This is a genomic window from Longinema margulisiae, from assembly GCF_025266855.1.
In the GTDB taxonomy this organism is placed as follows: Bacteria; Spirochaetota; Brevinematia; order Brevinematales; family Thermospiraceae; genus Thermospira.
The window spans coordinates 1,233,444-1,251,197 of the sequence record NZ_CP053071.1; the positions used below are offsets into that span (position 1 = coordinate 1,233,444).

General features: G+C 46.1%; 16 protein-coding genes. 6 read left to right on the forward strand and 10 right to left on the reverse strand.

Annotation, left to right across the window (positions count from 1 at the left end):
• The first annotated feature begins 42 nt into the window (after positions 1-42).
• The 5 genes from BREVNS_RS05505 (at position 43) to dtd (ending at position 7,508) form a co-directional block, all read left to right on the forward strand.
• On the forward strand, positions 43-444 hold the full coding sequence (locus BREVNS_RS05505) for a ParB N-terminal domain-containing protein (RefSeq protein ID WP_483426022.1): 402 nt from the start codon (positions 43-45) through the stop codon (positions 442-444).
• Complete coding sequence (locus BREVNS_RS05510) at positions 441-2,324, forward strand: hypothetical protein (RefSeq protein ID WP_483426023.1); 1,884 nt, start codon at positions 441-443, stop codon at positions 2,322-2,324. Before BREVNS_RS05505 ends, BREVNS_RS05510 begins: the two co-directional genes overlap by 4 nt.
• 42 nt (positions 2,325-2,366) lie before the next feature.
• On the forward strand, positions 2,367-3,917 hold the full coding sequence (locus tag BREVNS_RS05515; RefSeq protein ID WP_483426024.1) for a DEAD/DEAH box helicase: 1,551 nt from the start codon (positions 2,367-2,369) through the stop codon (positions 3,915-3,917).
• 1,489 nt (positions 3,918-5,406) lie between these two features.
• Positions 5,407-7,059 (forward strand): glucose-6-phosphate isomerase, encoded by a 1,653-nt coding sequence (pgi, locus tag BREVNS_RS05520; RefSeq protein ID WP_483426025.1) that lies wholly within the window; start codon positions 5,407-5,409, stop codon positions 7,057-7,059.
• Positions 7,056-7,508 (forward strand): D-aminoacyl-tRNA deacylase, encoded by a 453-nt coding sequence (gene dtd, locus BREVNS_RS05525; RefSeq protein ID WP_483426026.1) that lies wholly within the window; start codon positions 7,056-7,058, stop codon positions 7,506-7,508. Before pgi ends, dtd begins: the two co-directional genes overlap by 4 nt.
• Here the strand turns inward: dtd and BREVNS_RS05530 are convergent.
• From BREVNS_RS05530 to BREVNS_RS05575, 10 genes are all read right to left on the reverse strand, one after another.
• Complete coding sequence (locus BREVNS_RS05530) at positions 7,495-8,286, reverse strand: tRNA lysidine(34) synthetase (protein WP_483426027.1); 792 nt, start codon at positions 8,284-8,286, stop codon at positions 7,495-7,497. The genes dtd and BREVNS_RS05530 overlap by 14 nt on opposite strands.
• A gap of 3 nt (positions 8,287-8,289) precedes the next feature.
• Complete coding sequence (gene gltX / locus BREVNS_RS05535) at positions 8,290-9,678, reverse strand: glutamate--tRNA ligase (protein ID WP_483426028.1); 1,389 nt, start codon at positions 9,676-9,678, stop codon at positions 8,290-8,292.
• An 86-nt stretch (positions 9,679-9,764) separates the two neighbouring features.
• Positions 9,765-10,250 carry a hypothetical protein gene (locus BREVNS_RS05540; RefSeq protein WP_483426029.1) on the reverse strand — a complete coding sequence of 162 codons (486 nt, stop codon included), beginning with the start codon at positions 10,248-10,250 and terminating at the stop codon, positions 9,765-9,767.
• A gap of 10 nt (positions 10,251-10,260) precedes the next feature.
• Positions 10,261-10,842: a periplasmic-type flagellar collar protein FlbB gene (locus BREVNS_RS05545; RefSeq protein WP_483426030.1), complete on the reverse strand. Its 582-nt coding sequence runs from the start codon at positions 10,840-10,842 to the stop codon at positions 10,261-10,263.
• Positions 10,843-10,854: 12 nt separating this feature from the next.
• Positions 10,855-11,553, reverse strand: a complete 699-nt coding sequence (locus BREVNS_RS05550; protein ID WP_483426031.1) for a lytic transglycosylase domain-containing protein — start codon at positions 11,551-11,553, stop codon at positions 10,855-10,857.
• Positions 11,550-12,047 carry a flagellar export protein FliJ gene (gene fliJ / locus BREVNS_RS05555; RefSeq protein ID WP_483426032.1) on the reverse strand — a complete coding sequence of 166 codons (498 nt, stop codon included), beginning with the start codon at positions 12,045-12,047 and terminating at the stop codon, positions 11,550-11,552. Before fliJ ends, BREVNS_RS05550 begins: the two co-directional genes overlap by 4 nt.
• Entirely contained in the window at positions 12,044-13,948 is a 1,905-nt protein-coding gene (locus tag BREVNS_RS05560; RefSeq protein WP_483426033.1) for an adenylate/guanylate cyclase domain-containing protein, read from the reverse strand. Before BREVNS_RS05560 ends, fliJ begins: the two co-directional genes overlap by 4 nt.
• Before the next feature lie 10 nt (positions 13,949-13,958).
• Positions 13,959-14,753: a sugar nucleotide-binding protein gene (locus tag BREVNS_RS05565; RefSeq protein ID WP_483426034.1), complete on the reverse strand. Its 795-nt coding sequence runs from the start codon at positions 14,751-14,753 to the stop codon at positions 13,959-13,961.
• 8 nt (positions 14,754-14,761) lie between these two features.
• Positions 14,762-15,634, reverse strand: a complete 873-nt coding sequence (locus BREVNS_RS05570; RefSeq protein WP_483426035.1) for a tetratricopeptide repeat protein — start codon at positions 15,632-15,634, stop codon at positions 14,762-14,764.
• 148 nt (positions 15,635-15,782) lie between these two features.
• Entirely contained in the window at positions 15,783-16,103 is a 321-nt protein-coding gene (locus BREVNS_RS05575) for a hypothetical protein (protein ID WP_483426036.1), read from the reverse strand.
• A 391-nt stretch (positions 16,104-16,494) separates the two neighbouring features.
• Between BREVNS_RS05575 and BREVNS_RS05580 the strand changes: the two genes are divergently transcribed.
• The gene (locus tag BREVNS_RS05580) at positions 16,495-17,703 is read left to right on the forward strand and encodes a helix-turn-helix transcriptional regulator (RefSeq protein WP_483426037.1); all 1,209 of its coding nucleotides are present in this window, start codon (positions 16,495-16,497) and stop codon (positions 17,701-17,703) included.
• Positions 17,704-17,754 lie beyond the last annotated feature (51 nt).

The following is a 17,754-nucleotide window of genomic DNA, read 5'->3' on the forward strand; positions in this document are numbered from 1 at the left end:
AACGTTATACTAATAGGTAAGATCCAGCGGAGGGTGTGAGAAATGAAGGTGAAGATAAACGAGATTGTGGTCAAGGAGAGAATACGAAAAGATCTTGGGGACATTGAGTCCCTCAAACATAGTATTCAGAAGCATGGGCTTCTTTCCCCTATTATTGTGACGCCAAAAAACGAACTTCTTGCCGGGTATCGTCGTCTTACAGTAGCCAAGATGCTTGGTTGGCAGGAGATAGAGGCCATTGTCTATTCACCGCGAGACAAGGTGGATGAACTGGAGATAGAGATTGAAGAAAACATGACTCGAAAGGATTTTACTCCCGAAGAGGTGATGAAAGCCATCGAGAAAAAGCAGATGCTCCTTGAGAAAAACCCCTTTGTTCGTTTCTGGAACTGGCTCAAAAGCCTCTGGAAAAAACTTTTTGGCAAGGAGACAAAAACCGCTTGAGACGAAACCTGCTTTTTCTCTTCATTCTTCTTCTCGCAGGGTGCGATGAGTTTGCTCTTAAGAAAACCGCTACCATTCGAAAGGTTTCAGGGACTATTCGCTTTGACCCTTCTTCTCCTCAGCTTTTTCTTTCTCTGGTGTACGATATGATGAATTATAGGGAGAAGACTCTGAGAGAGGTGTATTTCTATTGTCATGAAGCGGTGACTATTGATGCCATCTATGATGGCAATACCCCCCTTCGTATGGAACAGGGGGTGGGGATTGGTATGTCCATCAAGGTATATAGGGTGCGTGTGGCTGATTGGCTTCCCGGCACCCGTCGACTTTTCCGTATGGAAGCCCGTATCACCGGTCAGGAAAAAAGCTCTGGGTTTTTTCTTTCAAGAGAGGGGGTTTTCTTAGAGAGTAGTCGGGTCTGGATACCGGTGAGTTTTGATGAGATACCGGCTTTTTCCTATTCGCTGAGTGTTGAGGTGCCGCTTGGTTATCAGGCCATCCTTGGGGCCAGTCTTGTAGAGGAAAAAACCTCTTCTCAAACAGTTCTTTCTCGCTGGGAATCAGAGTCCACCAATCTGCTTTTTACAGGGAGGCTTGTCATCGGGCGTTTTCAGAAGATAGAAGAGGGAGGGGTGGCTTTCTACCTTCCGGAACGTTATGAGGCGATTCCGGAAAAAAGACTTTCTACTCTCTTTTCTCTTCTTCGAGACGGAAAGGATATTCTTCAGCGGTATGTTGGTTCTTATCCCTTTCGAGACGTGAGAATTGTCTTTGTGCCAAGAGAGGTAGCCTCACTTGAAGAATGGACAGATGGGCTTTTTTCTGCCAACATGCTTTTGCTGGAGGAATCCTTGGTTTCCGCTTTGACCAATCAAAAGCGGTTTCTCTTAGATGGAGTTCTTTTAGGTGAGGATAACTGGCTCTATGTCCTGAAGGTTATACTCCATGAAATGAGTCATGCTTACATCGGTTATGGGCTTCGCTGGGAGAAAGAGGACTTGTTGTCGCTTGAAAGCCTTACTGAGGTGACAGGTCTCAAACTTCTTGAATGGCTCAGCCCCGAGGCTTATCGCTTGGCTATCAACAGGTTGCAGTATGACTGGCAGGTGGTTTCTCTTTTTGGAGAAAGTCGGTTGAAAACCTACCTGTATAGAAATCTTCTTCTTTCATCAACCCTTACTCCCCGACAGTATCTACGCCTTCTTCGGGGTCTTCGAGGACGTTACCTCTATACCCTGATAGATGAAAATTCCCTTCTTCAGACCCTTGCCGATCAGGGAGAAACCAATACCCTCTCTTCATTGGTTTCCCTCTGGAATACCCCTCCACGGTGGCAGATGGGACTCTCTCTTACCAATGGGGGGGTGGTGGTTTTTTCCTCTGCGCCTCCTCATCCCATGACCCTTGTGGTGGAAACCCCGAGCTTTTCTACCAACCTCTCCATTGAGGTTAGTGGCTCTCTTTTTGTCCCTCTCCCCTGGAAGCGAACGACAACTCTCTCTTTGATGAGTGATATTCAGTGGGCCGATGAAACCATCGGAGATGATATTCTTTCGGACAGCTGGAAGATCATTCTCTCCAATCTTACCCTGTACTATAGGGGAGAGACCAATGTAGCCTTTCTTCTTTCGGAAAGTAGCCAGGATAAAAAACTTCGTCTCCCCCGGGAAGATAGGTTTCTTTCCCTTGTGGTGATGCCTTCCCTCGAGGTTGTGTATCACCGCCATGAAAGAAAAGACAATATTCTCTATCTCTACGCGTATAAAAAAGGAAGTAATACCAGAAGCACCTATGGGCTTTTTGTATTTCGAGAAGAAAACAATCGTTGGTTGTGGGAAGGTGTTTACGACCCTTCTCTGGATTATCAGGTGTCTTTTTAACGTGAATACGTTATAGGCTATACGTACATAAGGAAGGTACACATGACATTTCATGAACTCAAAATTTCAGAACCCATTCTCAAGGCCATTGACGAGATGGGTTTTGTGGAACCATCGCCTATCCAGCGAGAGGCTATTCCCTACCTGCTACAGGGAGAAAACGTCGTAGGTCAGGCTCAAACAGGTACAGGAAAAACAGCCGCTTTTGGTATTCCCATGGTGGAGAAGACAGAAAACCAGAGGTTTACTCAGGGGCTGATTCTTGTTCCTACACGGGAGTTGGCCATTCAGGTCGCAGGAGAACTCCAGAAAATCGCCTCACACAAAAAGGGGCTGGTGATTCTCCCTATCTATGGGGGACAGTCCATCGAGAGACAGATACGAAGTTTAAGTCGTGGTGTCCATATCGTGGTGGGAACCCCGGGGAGAATCTTAGATCACCTTGAAAGAAGAACACTCCATCTTGATCACGTTATTTTCTGCACCCTTGACGAGGCCGATGTGATGCTTGACATGGGATTTATTGATGATGTGAGGGCTATTCTTTCCCGCGTTCCAGAGAAGGCTCAGAAAGCCCTCTTTTCCGCTACTCTCTCCCCCGAGATTAAAAAACTTGTCCAGGATTTTGTCGAAAACCCCCGCTTCATCACCATCCCTCACAAGGAACTTACCGTTCCTCATATCTCTCAGTTCTACTACGAGGTCAGGGAGTCAGAAAAACCCCAGGCTCTCACCCGCATCATTGACTATTATAACCCCAATCAGACGGTGGTTTTTGTGAACACCAAGGTGCGTGTAGAAGAGCTCAAGGAAAAACTTCATGCGGCAGGTTATGAGGTAGAGGCTCTCCATGGGGATATGAAACAAACCCAGCGAGAATTTGTGATGAAGCGATTCCGGGCACAGCATTTTGATATTCTTTTGGCAACAGACGTAGCGGCTCGTGGGCTTGATATTGAAAACATCGATCTGGTCGTGAACTATGATCTCCCTCAGGATGAGGAGTATTATGTCCATCGTATTGGGAGAACAGCCCGTGCTGGTCGTGAAGGGACAGCGGTAACCTTTGTCACCCTGCGGGAGATCAAACGGCTCAAGGAGATTGAACGCTACATCAAAACCAGGATCGAAAGACGGCGACTCCCTACCCTTCAGGATATTGAAAAGATCCAGACCCAGGCTATTCTGGATGAGATTGCTTCCGTCATCGAAGAAGGGGGACTTGAAAAATATATCGACATCCTCACGGAAGGGCTCTCTACCTACGATTCGGTCGATATTGCAGCCGCTCTCCTGAAAATGGTGATGGGGGAACAACCTGAGGAAGAGATTGCTCCTGTAGAAGAGAATAGCCCCACAGTACGGCTTTTTCTCACCATTGGCCGTGAGACAGTTGATATCAGGGGACTTCTGGCCTGGATTTCTGATCTCACCGGTATCAGGAGTCAGGAACTTGGGCGAATTACCATGCGGGAGGGATTTTCTTTTGTGGATGTTCCTCGGGAGAAGCTTGATGACTTTCTTTCCCGGCTGGATCGTCAGAAGTACAAGGGGAAAACCGTCAGGGTAGAGATAGCAAGGGAAAGAAAATAGAGGATCCTCTCACAGGGGAGGGGCTTCTCCTCTCCTGTAGTAAAGAGAAAAGGCTTTTTTCTTTTCACCCGGAGAAGCCGTCTTCCATTTCGTGGAGGGGTTTTCTGGAAATTCGCAACAGGCTATGACTATGTTTCAGCAAAAACCACGTGTTTAGCTGAAACAGGGTAATAGCCATATCCTGCTGCGAAAACAGGTATTTAGTTTTCTCTATGGAACGACACTGAGTGTCGTTCCATATTCATACAGAATGGTTGTCTTCACACAAAAACTGAATACTTGTTCAACCATCTTTTTGCTTTCAGTTTTGGGCTATTTTTGTTACTACCCATCTTCCTTCTTTCACGAAGCTCTCCTGCATGGGAGAAAAGGGATGTTGTCCTCGTCGCATGCTACGCATGCGCCTCGGACGGAGGATGGGCCGCTTTTGCGAGCAAGGAGAAAAACATCCTCTCCTTCCAGGGGAAGTCCTTCCTCCGTGGGCGACATTGCCTCGTCCTCGGGACTTCGGCAACCACAACTCGTCCTCCTGGTTTCGGAAGAAGCGCTCCCGCGCAGGGCAAAAGAGGCTCCGCCCCTTTTGAAACCCCGCCCCCGCTCCTGCGGCGGTTTCTGTAGCCAACGACCTTCATCCCCGCTGGCGGGCTGGAAGAAAAGCCTGTAGCCCAGCTCTCTTCCGTAGCCGCCCGGGGACAGCCCTCCCTGTCTGACCCCTGGCTTCCTCGCCACCTCCTGTGGCTCGGACAGTGGTGAAAAGACGATGGCTTCCATTACCAGCCCGCAGGGCACGTGTCCCCTGCAGGGGCTTCTCTCAGGAGGCACCGCGGCAGGGGCGGGGAAAAGGCTATGACCTTGTTTCAGCAAAAGCCAGAGGTTAAACGTTTAACCTCCCCTATCCAGAACAAAACCACAGCTCTTGCCATGTTTCAGCAACACCCCAGCTCTCCACTTCTCTCACACAAAAGGAGACCCTTGCACGGGTGTTTTCTTCCCCTATCTGGGTCAGGGGCTACGCCCCTGAAACCCCGCTTTTTCCATTTACAAGGGCTTATTTGTCTTTTTTTGTTCAAAGGAATAGTTTTATTTGTTACGTTAAGAAACATTTTTATACTATTTTTTGTTTTTTACTACTTTTTTGAGACCTTCGCACATTCGTGCAAAGGTCTCAAAAGACCTATAACACACCACAGGACATACAAATACACACAACTCGTTTGAACAAAAGAGAAAGCTATCCCCCATCAGGCTGAAATAAGGGAATAGCCATATCTTGCCGTCATGTTTTCAAGCACGACCCTTTTTTCAATAGGCACCAGAATAGAAAGCTTTTGTGTTATTTCCCTTCACAGGAGATGTGAAAATAGGTATTCAGTTTCATATGTGGAACGACACAATGGAACGACACCCAGAAGGCTCTTTTCATCAAAAAATTGCTCTTTCTTTGAGTTTATGGTATACTATTATCCGATTTTTTGGAGAGGAGGAGACAATGCTTGCCAATATCAATCCTACCCGCACCAGGGCGTGGAAACTTCTCAAGAAGGATTATAAGCGCTTGAAAAACGTTCATATGAAAACCCTTTTTGCTAAAGATCCTCAGCGATTTGAAAAGTATTCTCTTGTTTTTGAGGATATGATAGTCGATTTTTCCAAAAATCGTATAGATGATAGGGCTCTTTCTCATCTTCTTCAACTCGCTGATGAGTGTCTCTTGAAAGATGCTATTGAACGGTATTTTTCTGGAGATAGGATCAATGTAACAGAAAATAGGGCGGTGCTTCACACAGCGCTTCGAAATCGTTCTAACCTCCCGGTTTTTCTTGATGGGGTGGATGTGATGCCCGGCGTTCGGGCTGTACTTGCCAAGATGGAAAAGTTTGCCAATCAGGTGACAAGCGGAGAATGGAAGGGTTTCACAGGAAAACCTATCACCGATATTGTGAATATTGGTATTGGGGGATCTGATTTAGGGCCTGTGATGGTTACCGAGGCACTTCGTCCCTACAAAAAACCAAACATTACGGCGCATTTTGTTTCCAATGTGGATGGTACCCATATTGCAGAAACCCTCAAGAAGGTGAATCCTGAAACCACCCTCTTCCTTGTGGCTTCCAAAACCTTCACGACACAGGAAACCATGGCCAATGCCCATACGGCCCGTGAGTGGTTTTTGAAAAGCGCCAAAGAAGAAGACATCAAGAAGCATTTTGTGGCCATTTCTACCAACAAAAAAGAGGTGGAAAAGTTTGGCATAGATCCCGAGAACATGTTTGAGTTCTGGGACTGGGTGGGCGGACGCTATTCTCTCTGGTCGGCCATCGGGCTTTCTATTGCCTGTACAATTGGGTTTGAGAATTTCTCCGAACTTTTAGAGGGGGCGTATGCCATGGACCAGCACTTCCGCAAAACCCCCTTCCGGGAAAATATCCCTGTGATTCTTGCCCTTCTCGGGATCTGGTACAATAACTTCTTTGGTGCCGAGACGCATGCCATTCTTCCCTATGATCAGTATCTTCACCGTTTTCCTGCGTATTTCCAGCAGGGGGATATGGAAAGCAATGGAAAAAGTGTGGACCGTGATGGCAAACCCGTAACCTACCAGACCGGTCCTATTATCTGGGGTGAACCTGGAACCAATGGGCAACATGCCTTTTATCAGCTCATTCATCAGGGCACAAAGCTTGTTCCCTGTGATTTTATTGCCCCTGCTCAGTCCCATAACCCCATTGGGAACCATCATGAGCTTCTTCTTTCCAACTTTTTTGCCCAGACTGAGGCCCTCATGAATGGGAAGACAAAAGAAGAGGTGATAGCCGAGATGAAAGCGGCTGGTAAATCAGATGAAGAGATTGAAAGACTTCTCCCTTATCGTGTCTTTGAAGGGAATAGGCCCACAAACTCTATTCTTGTGAAGAAAATAACCCCTCGCAGCCTGGGGAGCCTGATAGCGATGTATGAACACAAGATCTTTGTGCAGGGGGTTATCTGGAATATTTTCAGTTATGACCAGTGGGGAGTGGAACTCGGGAAACAACTTGCCAACAAGATTCTCCCTGAACTCAAAGACAATACCCTTGTGACCTCTCACGATGCTTCCACGAATGGACTTATTAACGCTTACAAGAAACTTCGCCATCTATGAGAGCGCTTATCCAGCGTTGTTTGCGAGCGAGGGTCACGGTTGATGAAAGGGTAGTTGGAGCCATAGGAAAGGGTTACCTTGTCTTCCTCGGTGTGGGAAAAACCGACACCGAGGAAGAGGCTCGTTTTCTTGCCACCAAAATCCTTGATCTGCGTCTTTTCCCTGACGGGGAGAAGGAGAACCATCTCACCATTCGAGAAGTGGGAGGGGAGATTCTTGTCGTGTCTCAATTCACCCTCTATGGGGATGTGAAAAAAGGCCGTCGTCCTTCGTTTGATCTTGCCATGCCCGGGCCTGAAGCAAAACGATTGTATGAGTATTTTGTAGATCGGCTTCGAGAGAGTGGAGTTGGGGTACAAACGGGTGAGTTTGGGGCCATGATGGAGGTGGAACTGGTGAACTGGGGCCCCTATACCCTCTGGATAGAAAAGGAACTCAAGGACGTTTGAAACGTCCACTGGTTTCAGGCTGGTAAAGGTAATTCAAAAGGTACTCGGTGTCCGGTCTTCGGAAGGCTTCAAAGAGGTTTCTCCGGAAGTGAGGAATCTCATTAGAGAGCTTTTTGATGAGTTCTCTGACCTGGAGGCGTTTGTGATCCCGGCGGAGAATAGAATTGGGGCATACCTCGGAAAAGATCGGCATTTCTTCCTCCTGGGTATAGACAAACTCTTCGATCATGGCTTTTTCTACATAGGCAAGGGGACGAATGAATTCCATCTCTCCATCAAATATCTTGAGACGTGGAACCATAGAGGAGAGTTCCCTTTTGAAAAAAAGATTCATGAGAGAGGTTTCCAGAATATCATCCATGTGATGACCAAAGGCTATCTTGTTGGCCTTCTGGCTTGCGGCATAATGAATGAGTTCCGTGCGTCTTTTCTGAGCACAGAGATAACAGGTATTGCGACTCTTGTAGTTTCCTGAGGTGAGTTCGGCAATGCTATTGACACGGATGACGTGGAGATCCAGACCGGTATGTCTTTTGATATAATCCGAAAGTTTCTCAATGCGTTTGTTGTGACCTTCATTCTGGCCGTTGAAGTTATCCACAAAGGCGGGGTAGAGGGGGATGTTTCTGTTTTTTCGCTTGTTGCCTGCCGAAAGCATGAGAAGCAGGACGAGCGAGTCCATCCCTCCAGAAATACCAACGACAATACCTGTCGTATTCTCAAGCATCCCGTAGTGTTCGATGGCTTTTTCAAAGAGGGCGTAGAGTCGTGATTCCATAGCTTACAGTTTTTTGGAAAGCCTTTGTTTCAAAACTGGGGAGAGGAGTCGCATCACCGAAAGGATATCAGGACTTACCGTTCTCCCTGTGAGCTGGATACGAATACGCTGGATGAGATCCTTGAAGGCTACGGTGTGTTTTTCGGCCACCTGTCTGAGAGCTGCTTCGAGGGTGGCATCATAGGAACTGGTTTCTAAGATAAAGTGAACCGCTTCCTGATAGGCCTTTTCAAGGGTGTCGGTACAAAGAGAAGGGAGAAGTTCTCTTGCTTTCTCATCAAGTTCATACTCTTCTGTGGCATAGGGAATCATGTCTCGATAAAGGTCAGCAAGCGTGTCGCTTCGGCTTCGAAGAAGATCCACCGCCTGAGAGAGCCAGGCATTGTCCTGCATACGACCGACTTTGACCTGGCCTGTGTCCTCAAGGTATATCTCAAAGGCTTTCAAAACCTTGTGGAGGGGTTCAAGCTTCATGTGTTTGCTATTCACCCAGATCATCTTTTTCTCATCATAGACAGCATTGGATTTGTTGAGGTGAGTGATATCGAACACCTTGATGAGATCTTCAAGCATGAAGATTTCATCATTTCCATGGGACCATCCAAGCCGTGCAATATAATTCAAGAGGGCTTCAGGGAGAATACCCTGTTTTCGATAGTATTCAATATTGGTGGAACCCTTTCGCTTGGAGAGGGGGGTTCTATCTGTGTCAAAGACCATAGGAAGATGCCCGAAGGTGGGGATAGGAAAACCAAGGTATTCATAAAGAATTATTTGCTTGGCGGTATTGGAAATATGGTCCTCTCCCCGGAGAATAGTGGTAATTCCCATGAGAGAGTCATCAATTACCACAGCAAAGTTATAGGTGGGAGAGCCATCACTTTTCCAGAGGACAAAATCATCAAGTTCTTTGGTGTTGATAGCAATGCGACCCTTGACCACGTCTTTGAAGATAATATCACGTTCTGGACCTATATTGACGCGCACCACCGTGCCTGGTCCTGGCTGGAGATTTTTATCCCTACAATGACCATCGTATTTTGTCACTTCGTCATAGATGCCACGGGATTGGTTTCTTTTGATGAGGTCATCCTTGGTGCATTGACAGTGGTAGGCCTTGCCTTCAGCGACAAGTTTGTCTATGTATGACTTGTAGATGGGGAAGCGTTCACTCTGTTTGTAAAACTCATCATAGTCCATGCCCATCCACTGCATATCCTTGATAATAGAAGCGGTATATTCCTCCTGCGAACGGGAGAGATCGGTGTCCTCAATGCGCAGAACAAACTTTCCCCCCGTGTGTTTGGCATAAAGCCAGTTGAAAATGGCCGTTCTGGCACTTCCAAGATGAAGTTGTCCTGTTGGAGAAGGGGCGAAGCGAAGTTTTTGCATGATCTACCTCACCAAAAATGTAGTACATATTATGAAGCAAAAGAGAAAATCTTGCAAATAGAGGACATTCAGAGAAGGGAAAGGTCTTATTTCCCGGCAATCATGAGTTTGAAATCATTATGAGCCTTGTCGTAGACTATCTGGGTGGAGAATTTGAGCATCTTCATTTCGCGGAGATGCCTATCAATATTGAACTGTTTTGCCCAGAGGGCAACGGTGGAGATGATTTCTTTGTTTTCCTTGGGGATAGGCTGGGAGGAGAGTTTTTCACATTCAGCAAGGATTTTTTTGATCCTGTCTTCAATGAGGGCACGGTTTTCTGAAACAGAGACTTCGATCATGTAGTTGACGATCTTTTGCCCCAGTTTGTCTGTCATGGAAGAGCCTTTTTTGGGTTTGTTCAGGATAGGTGCCTGATTGGAAAAGAGAGTGGAGGGGGCTTCATGGGTTTCTTCTCTCTTTCTTCTGAAGATACCCACATACACAAAGGCGATCACAACGCCTGCCGAGAGAATCACCACGAGAACCACCATGAGCTGGGTGAAAAAGATCTCATGGGGATAGGGTGTCACAACTTCCCCCTTATTCTAACATTTTTCGCTGAATGCGGGCGGATTGTTCTGGGTCCATGAGCGAGAGAAGATAAGGAACAAGGGACCGTTTCCCCGCAGTCTGAGCCCGCTTTTCCATCATCCGGAGTATGTCAATGAGCATCTCATCTTCTTGTTTCTCGAGGATTTTGACGGCACTTTGAGGGGGCATGTTTTCAATCTGGGTAGCAATTTCTTCGACTCGTTTTTCGTAGGTGGCCTGATTTTGTTTGGCAAGTTCAAACTGGGCAATCATGTTCTGGATGTTTTCTTTCTCCTGGGCAAGTTCTTCCTGTTTTTGGGTAATCATGAGAAAGGCCTTTTCCATTTCTCGTTTGGCATCGTCGAGGTTTCGTTGCTTTTCTTCTAAAAGAAGCCATTTCTTTTCGAGTTCTAACTTTTCCAGAAGAAAAGGGTTTTCAATCTTCACGACAAAACTTTCCCTGAGAAAGGGGATCTGGGAGAAGATCTGTCGATAGTCTAAGATCTCCAACATATCAAGGAAATAGATAGAGAGGATAACCAGTCCAAGGTTTATCAAAAGGAGAAACAGAATTCGCTTACTTCGACTCATGGGCATCACCTTTTAGAGATTTTTGTAGGCATCATAATAGGCAAGCACCTTTTTGACATAATCCTGCGTTTCCTGATAAGGAGGAATGCCACCAAATCGTTCAACAGCGGAGGGCCCGGCATTGTAAGCCGCAAGGGAGAGAGCAAGATTGCCATTGAATCTGTCTAACATGAGCCTGAGATAACGGGTGCCTCCCATGATGTTTTCTCGTGGGTCAAAGGGGTTCTCCACAGAGAGAGCGCTGGCGGTGTCTGGCATGAGTTGCATAAGCCCCATCGCCCCCTTGGGGGAAACAGCCTGGGGGTTGAACTGGGATTCCTGCTGGATAACCGCCTTGATAAGGGCGGGGTCCACACGATACTTCTCCGCCGCTTCCTGGATGATATTTTCTACCTGCGAAGAGGTAGGTTTCTGGTTTATCTTGTAGAGGGCATTGAGAAGGGCGTTTTTCTCCTGGTTACTGCCCACCAGCTGATTGATACTCTGGCCTAACCCATCCTCAAAAAGCCCTGTGGGGTTATTTGATTCCTGGAGCATTTCTTTCAAAATCTCAGAGAAGCTCTGAGTAGACGCGGTACTACTTGTTTTGGAAGAGGGAGGTGTTTCAGAAAGTGATTCTATGGGCTGGATACGACCGAGGCTTTGGATTTCCCGCATTCTACTCTGGATTTCTGTGATACGCTGGTAAACTGATTGAATACCTTCTATCATAGCTTATCCCCTCCTTTGACCTCTCTGTCTTTATCGGCATATTCTCTATTTTTGTTAGTTATTGTCTGGGAGAGTTCATCGAGGATCTGTTGTTCTTCTTTGAGAGTAGCCTCTTGATGGGCCTGCCAGGCCTTTTCTTTGAGAATCTCAACGGCACGTTTCTCCTGACGGAATTTGGTGTACAGGGTGAGTTCTTTTTCCATAGCCTGCCGTTTTTTGTCAATTTCTCTCAGGATATCCCCTTCAATCTTTTTGGATTGCCAGCCATAGTAGTCTAACCATTTGAGTTTCCCAAGGTCGAGAGACGAAGGGTTTTGTTTGATATCTTCCTTCACCTTTTCTCTGAGGTTATGTTCGTTTTCCTGAATGGTTTGATGTTTCCGGAGTTCTTTCTGGTATTCTCCGCTTGCCTTTGCCAAGATAATCTTTTGTTGGTCTTCTTTTTTTTGCCGGATTTCAAGAAGTTTCTGGAGACGAAAGGTAAAACGTTTCATACTTTCCTCCAGAGAATTCGTCTGACGGCAAAGGGTTCTTTTTTCCCTTTGAGGGTGAGAGGGGGAATTTCCTCAGTGGGATAGGGGCGTTTTGCTTCAGAGAGAATATCGAGAGAAGCAAGGATTTCCCCGCTCTGAGCCTGAGAGCAAAGCCGGGAGGTGGTATTGACGGCATCTCCTATGCAGGCAAAATCCATACGAAATTGACTGCCAATATTGCCTACCACCACATTCCCCATATGGACGCCAATACCAATCTCAAAGACAGGAAGCCCCTGTTTTTTTCGCTGTTGGTTAAAGGTTTCAATATCCTGCATGATTTCGATAGCGACCTGAAGAGCGGTGTCGGCTCTTTTTTCTCCCCCAAAATGAGCCATAATCTGATCTCCCACGAAATCATCGATATCGCCCCTATATCGGCGGATGATTTTTGTCTGTCTGTCAAAGTAGGCGTTCAGGATGGTAATGACCTCTTCGGGATCGTTTTCTTCTGAAAAGGCGGTAAATCCTCTCACATCACTGAACAGAAAGGCAAAGTTTTTCCTGTCATGAGTGCCAAGGTCAAGGGTCTCATCGGCTTTTTGTTCTATCATGGATTTTGTGGAGCGAGAAACGAATTTTTCCAAGTGATACTTGGAGATAAGTTCTTCAAGCATGATCTGAAAGATGTCTGCCAGTCGTCCAATCTCGTGCCCCCCTTTGATGTCCACGGAGACGGAAAGGTTTCCTTCACTTACCTCGAGAGCCCACTTTTCCAGGAGCTTGATCTGACGGACCATAATGCCGGAGAGCCAATATACCGCTAACATGCTGAAAAAGTAAATGATGATGGCAAGAAGAAAGGCAATAGAAACATTTTGCTGGATACTGGCCTGGATCTGGTCAAGATCGTACACCACTATCACATTTCCAAGAAAACGGAAACGCTCTCCGTATTCTCGAAGGATCGAAAGTCGCTGAAAGATTTTCTCATCGGCGGATTTGATGGCTCCCACATTGCGGCGCTGAAGGGCGTCCTGGAGGTCTCGCAGGGCTCCGGGTAGCCAGGTATCTCGCAAAAGCCATCGGTCATCTCTGTCAAGGGTGTAGCCTTTTTTGGCAAAGATGGCTTTGTAAGATTCCAAGAAGAGATTATCAAGACTCCAGGCAATCACATCATCACTGGTGGTAAAATTGGAGGGATGGAGATACGAAGGTAGCCATTCTTCATAGCGGTTGTAGAGCTCTTTGTAGGTCTTTTTTCTCTGTTCATCAGAAAGTCCATTTTTATGATAGGGGACAAGAATGGTGTCAAAGTCCCTGTTGACGGTCATGAGTTCTCCAAATTGAGCACGTACAGGAGAGGAGAGAAGGCGGTATCGTTTTTTGATGATTCTTTTCTCACTTTTGTTCGTGGAGATGGTGACATAATCCCGACTTGAGGTTTCATTGGTTCCTGTCATGCGAGGCAAAAGGGAGAGATAAGGAGGTCTCTTTTCTCGTACTTTTTGATGAGAAAAGACTATTTTCTGGTCTCGATTGTACACGTACACGGCGATCACATCGGGATTGATGTCCATAAAGCGGGCAATTTCGTTGGAGATAAAACTATGCTTCAAAGTCTGTTCTGTGGGGGAGATTTGTTTCTCACTATCGAGATACCACTGGAGAGTTGTACTCAGGCTTTCGGTTAGGGCACGTGCCTTTTGTTGTTTTTCCTGGGCGATGATGCTACTCTGAGAGAGATACACGAGAAGGGTGAAAATCCCGATGGTAACAAAAAGAAGAAGCCCTAAGAGAAAAAGCCATCTTGCCCTGATACCAAAAAAGACCCGCCGGATGGGGTTTTTCTTTTTCTTTTTGGTGCCAAAAGGGAGGAGTTGCAGGATTTTTTTGAACCAGGATTTTTTTTGTTTTGCCATGGTGCTTTCCTTATTGAATCGGTTTGAGGTGTTTGAGACGATCGGAAAGGGGTGGCAGGGATATACGAGGGTCAATCATTCGCTGATCATAGACAAAACTTTCATCGGGCAAAATAGTCCATCTTTTTTTGAGGAGTTTTTTGAGGGCCGTAGCTATTTCATAAAAATTCCAACCACGGTTGGAGTCTAAAAGATAGATGGCGGGTGGATGATGAGAGACTATTTCCCAGAGGGCTTTGACCGTATCATCGAGAAAAGAGGCGGCAGGGAGCCATCGTGTGCTGGCGAAAATTTTGCCTTCTGTATTATGTTTCTTCTCTAAATACGCTGCCATCTGATTGCCACTTGTGTTGGTGTCAATCTGCCAGCCAAGTCTTGCTATATAGGCCTGGGGGTTCTGGTAGAGAATACGCTGTTCAGCCATTCGTTTTTCAAAGCCATACCCGTAATCATTGTCCGGGTGGGACTGGGGGGTGAAAGGTCCCTTCGCTGTATCAGAGAAAACCTGGACCGTACTGGTAAAAAGAAACTTGATTCCGCATTTGTGGGTGATCCACGCCAGTTCGCTACTCCATTCATAATGGACAAGCCAGTTTTCGTTTGGTCTTCCTGTGGGTTGAGAGGGAGCAGCAAGATGAAAGAGGATATCCGGGGCTATCTCCTGGATAAAACTCTCCATGGCCATATAGTTGTCAATGGGGATTTCCTGCCTGTTCCATCCATAGACCTCATGCCCCATCTTCTCAAGGAAGTCTTTGAGGTGCTGTCCTATGGTTCCGCTTATACCGGTGATGAGTATTCTCATGCCCCCTCCTACCATCCAAAGAGAAGTTGTTGTTCTATGACACCGAGATCTCGCTTCCATGGGTAGAGTTTTCTTGCTTTTTGCACGAGAGAGTTGGCTTTTTGGTATTCTTTTGTTTCTACGTACAATCGGCAGAGTTCGAGAAGACCATCAGCATGCCAGGAAGGGTTGGCCTGGAGAGCACGTTCATAGTACCTGATGGCTTCGTCTAAGCGTTTTCGCTCCAGGGATCCCATGCCGGCTATCCTGAGGATCTCAGGGTGTTTTGGGAAGAGTTTGAGAGAGGAGACGAGGGCACTATCAAAGGCTTCCCAGTTTCTTTGTTTGAGAAGAAAAAAGAGCCGATAGTAGTGGAGAATGGGAAAACGTGGATATCTTGCCATGAGATCAGAGAGTTTGTCCAAAGCGGCTGTGTAATCTCTGTTGCGATTGACATGTTCTTTGATAATTTCGAGGCGAACTAACCAGTTGACATACTTGAGCTGGGATTCCATTTCAATCAAGGTGGCCAAGCGATCTTTGGGATTTTCTATGTAGCGACAGAGAAAATCGGCTAAAGGAAGATTGGAAGAAAGGACTCGTCTTGTATAAAGGGTGAGGTTTCGGGAAAGTCCATATTCAAGAGCTTCTACTCCAAAGCCCTCCTGTTGAGAAAGAAAATGGTAGGTTAAAAGGACCATGGTGTTGGAAGGGTTTTTCTGAAAGAGACGGAAAAGAATTTTTTCCGATGAGATGAAATCCATCTCCTGATAGGCTTTCAAGAAACGAGTGTATTCCTGGCGAGAAGAGGAGTCGAGAAGATTTTCCCATTCTGTTTCCTGAGCGCCTACTCCTGAAAAGAACAAAAGACTTGTAAAGAAAAGAAGAAGATATCGTGGCATAATTCCCTCTTTTTGAGTTTTTTCCCCTACCATTATACCAGGAAACCTCCAAAACCGCAACCTTTTTTACTCCCAAAAAGAAACTTCCCTTATAAAGAGAGGGGCTGCCTTGCGACAGCCCCGTTATCATGTCGAGGATAACAGGAGGCTATTCCTGGGTAACGTTTGAGGATCCACACATAGGACAGGAAACATCGACAAAGTCGTTTTCATCGTCCACCTCGGAGATATAGTCTGTCCATTTGTGGCCACAATCTTCGCAGATAAAGGTCGCCTCAACCTCTCCTGACTCGTCAGAGAACTCATCCTCATCATCGGCATACATGTCTTCAAGTTCGTCATATTCGTCGGCAAACTCGTCCAGCTCTTCTTCGTCCTCTTCTGTCAGGAAATCATCCATGTAGTCGAGGTCATCAAAATCTTCAAACTCTGCGTCATCCGAGTAGGATCGATCCAAGTAGTCTCTCATAACAGAAAATCCTCCCCTAAATTGGTTATCTATATTATTACTAAAGATTCTATTCTGTCAAGTAAAAAAGCCCTTTTTTTGAAAAAATTTTTTCACAAAGTGTCGTTCCACATTCATACAGAATGAGACCTTTGCACGAATGTGCGAAGGTCTCAAAAAAGTAATAAAGAAACAAAAAGTAGTATCAAAATATTCCTTGCCTTAATAAATAAACCAATTTTTTGAATAAAAAAGACAAACAAGCCCTTGGAAATAGAAAAAGCGGGGAAGAGGGGCGCAGCCCCTGACCCAGACAAGGAAAGAAAAATCCCGTGCAAGGGTCTCAAAGTGAAAAAGAAGCACAATATTGCAAAATGTGGATTTTTTTTCTACAATATAGCAAGGAGAAAGCATGAATATACCTTCTACTTTGTTTTCTGCTTGTGTGATTGAACAAGAGAATTTTGTTCTTAAGGAGATTAATGAGACGTTTAGTGTAGTACTGGGTTATGACCAAAGTATCATTGGACAGGAATATTTAGCGTTAGTGGTTTCTGAAGAATTTTCGGTGGCTCTTCAGGCCCTGGATTCGGTGTCTCAGACACCGCTTTATGTGGCTTTTTCTCTTCTTGACAAGGAGGGGCAACCTCATCGGTTTTTTCATACTCTTGTCCAGGAAGGGGAGAGCATTCTTGATGTGATGATGCCGGTCCCTCTTCAAGAGGATCAACGGTGGGAACATGCCATTCTGAAACATCTCACAAAACCGGTTTTTTGTCTCTCGGAAGAAGGAGTGATTTCCTGTGCCAATGAATCGGCCAAACAACACCTCTTTGATGGTGTTCCGCAATCCTTTCTCTCTCATCCTCTCTGGGGTTTTCTTCAGTCGCGTTTGGCTACGGGAAAATCCTTCTCTGAATGGTTATCCATAGGACAAAAGGAGGGATTTTTCTTCTTTCATCCGGTGGAGAATGGGCACTGGTTGGTGGAGTATCAATGGGGCCGGGAGGAGATTTTTCAACGTTTATCCGACATCATCTTGGATTGGGAATTTCCGGCGGCTGTGATGGATCTTCGACAGGAAATACCCAAAGGTTCTCTCTGGAATGGGGGATTTTCTTCCCTTGATGGGGCTCCTGATGAGATCCTCTCACGGATCAAGGGACTTCAAAAGGGAGAAAAATACCTGAGTATCCCACGAAAGAATGGCCAGCTCTCCTACTACAGACCCCTTTTTTTCCCCTTTCATCCTCGTGTGGAAATAGTTCTTGTGGTTCTTTTGGAGGAAACGGAACATGTAAGAAAAACCTTCATGGTGGAAAGAGTCCAGCAGTCTTTGTCTGAGATGATTCGTCTGTCTGAGGAGATTCAGCAGCGGCTTTCGGGGGGTCTTGAATCATTTTTTGAACAATACCAGCTTTCTGAAAGGGAGAGAAAACTGGTAAAGCTGATTCAGCAAGGTCTTTCCAATGAGGAGATTGCTTCTGCTCTCTACGTTTCTGTGGATACGGTGAAGAAGGGTATTTCTCAGCTTTATCGAAAGCTGGAAGTGAATAGTCGATTGGAACTCCTGCAAAAGATCTTTTTCCACTTTCCCAAGAAGATACCACCAAAGGGTTAGAAAATACCCCAAAGTGCTGAAAATTTTACTCCTCAGTGGGCTTGTTTCTTT

Excerpts from the sequence above, each read along its gene's own strand:
- BREVNS_RS05505 (WP_483426022.1), top strand. The coding sequence starts at position 43 with ATGAAGGTGAAGATAAACGAGATTGTGGTCAAGGAGAGAATACGAAAA.
- BREVNS_RS05515 (WP_483426024.1), top strand. The coding sequence starts at position 2,367 with ATGACATTTCATGAACTCAAAATTTCAGAACCCATTCTCAAGGCCATT.
- pgi (WP_483426025.1), top strand. The coding sequence starts at position 5,407 with ATGCTTGCCAATATCAATCCTACCCGCACCAGGGCGTGGAAACTTCTC.
- dtd (WP_483426026.1), top strand. The coding sequence starts at position 7,056 with ATGAGAGCGCTTATCCAGCGTTGTTTGCGAGCGAGGGTCACGGTTGAT.
- BREVNS_RS05530 (WP_483426027.1), bottom strand. The coding sequence starts at position 8,286 with ATGGAATCACGACTCTACGCCCTCTTTGAAAAAGCCATCGAACACTAC.
- gltX (WP_483426028.1), bottom strand. The coding sequence starts at position 9,678 with ATGCAAAAACTTCGCTTCGCCCCTTCTCCAACAGGACAACTTCATCTT.
- BREVNS_RS05545 (WP_483426030.1), bottom strand. The coding sequence starts at position 10,842 with ATGAGTCGAAGTAAGCGAATTCTGTTTCTCCTTTTGATAAACCTTGGA.
- BREVNS_RS05550 (WP_483426031.1), bottom strand. The coding sequence starts at position 11,553 with ATGATAGAAGGTATTCAATCAGTTTACCAGCGTATCACAGAAATCCAG.
- fliJ (WP_483426032.1), bottom strand. The coding sequence starts at position 12,047 with ATGAAACGTTTTACCTTTCGTCTCCAGAAACTTCTTGAAATCCGGCAA.
- BREVNS_RS05560 (WP_483426033.1), bottom strand. The coding sequence starts at position 13,948 with ATGGCAAAACAAAAAAAATCCTGGTTCAAAAAAATCCTGCAACTCCTC.
- BREVNS_RS05565 (WP_483426034.1), bottom strand. The coding sequence starts at position 14,753 with ATGAGAATACTCATCACCGGTATAAGCGGAACCATAGGACAGCACCTC.
- BREVNS_RS05570 (WP_483426035.1), bottom strand. The coding sequence starts at position 15,634 with ATGCCACGATATCTTCTTCTTTTCTTTACAAGTCTTTTGTTCTTTTCA.
- BREVNS_RS05575 (WP_483426036.1), bottom strand. The coding sequence starts at position 16,103 with ATGAGAGACTACTTGGATCGATCCTACTCGGATGACGCAGAGTTTGAA.
- BREVNS_RS05580 (WP_483426037.1), top strand. The coding sequence starts at position 16,495 with ATGAATATACCTTCTACTTTGTTTTCTGCTTGTGTGATTGAACAAGAG.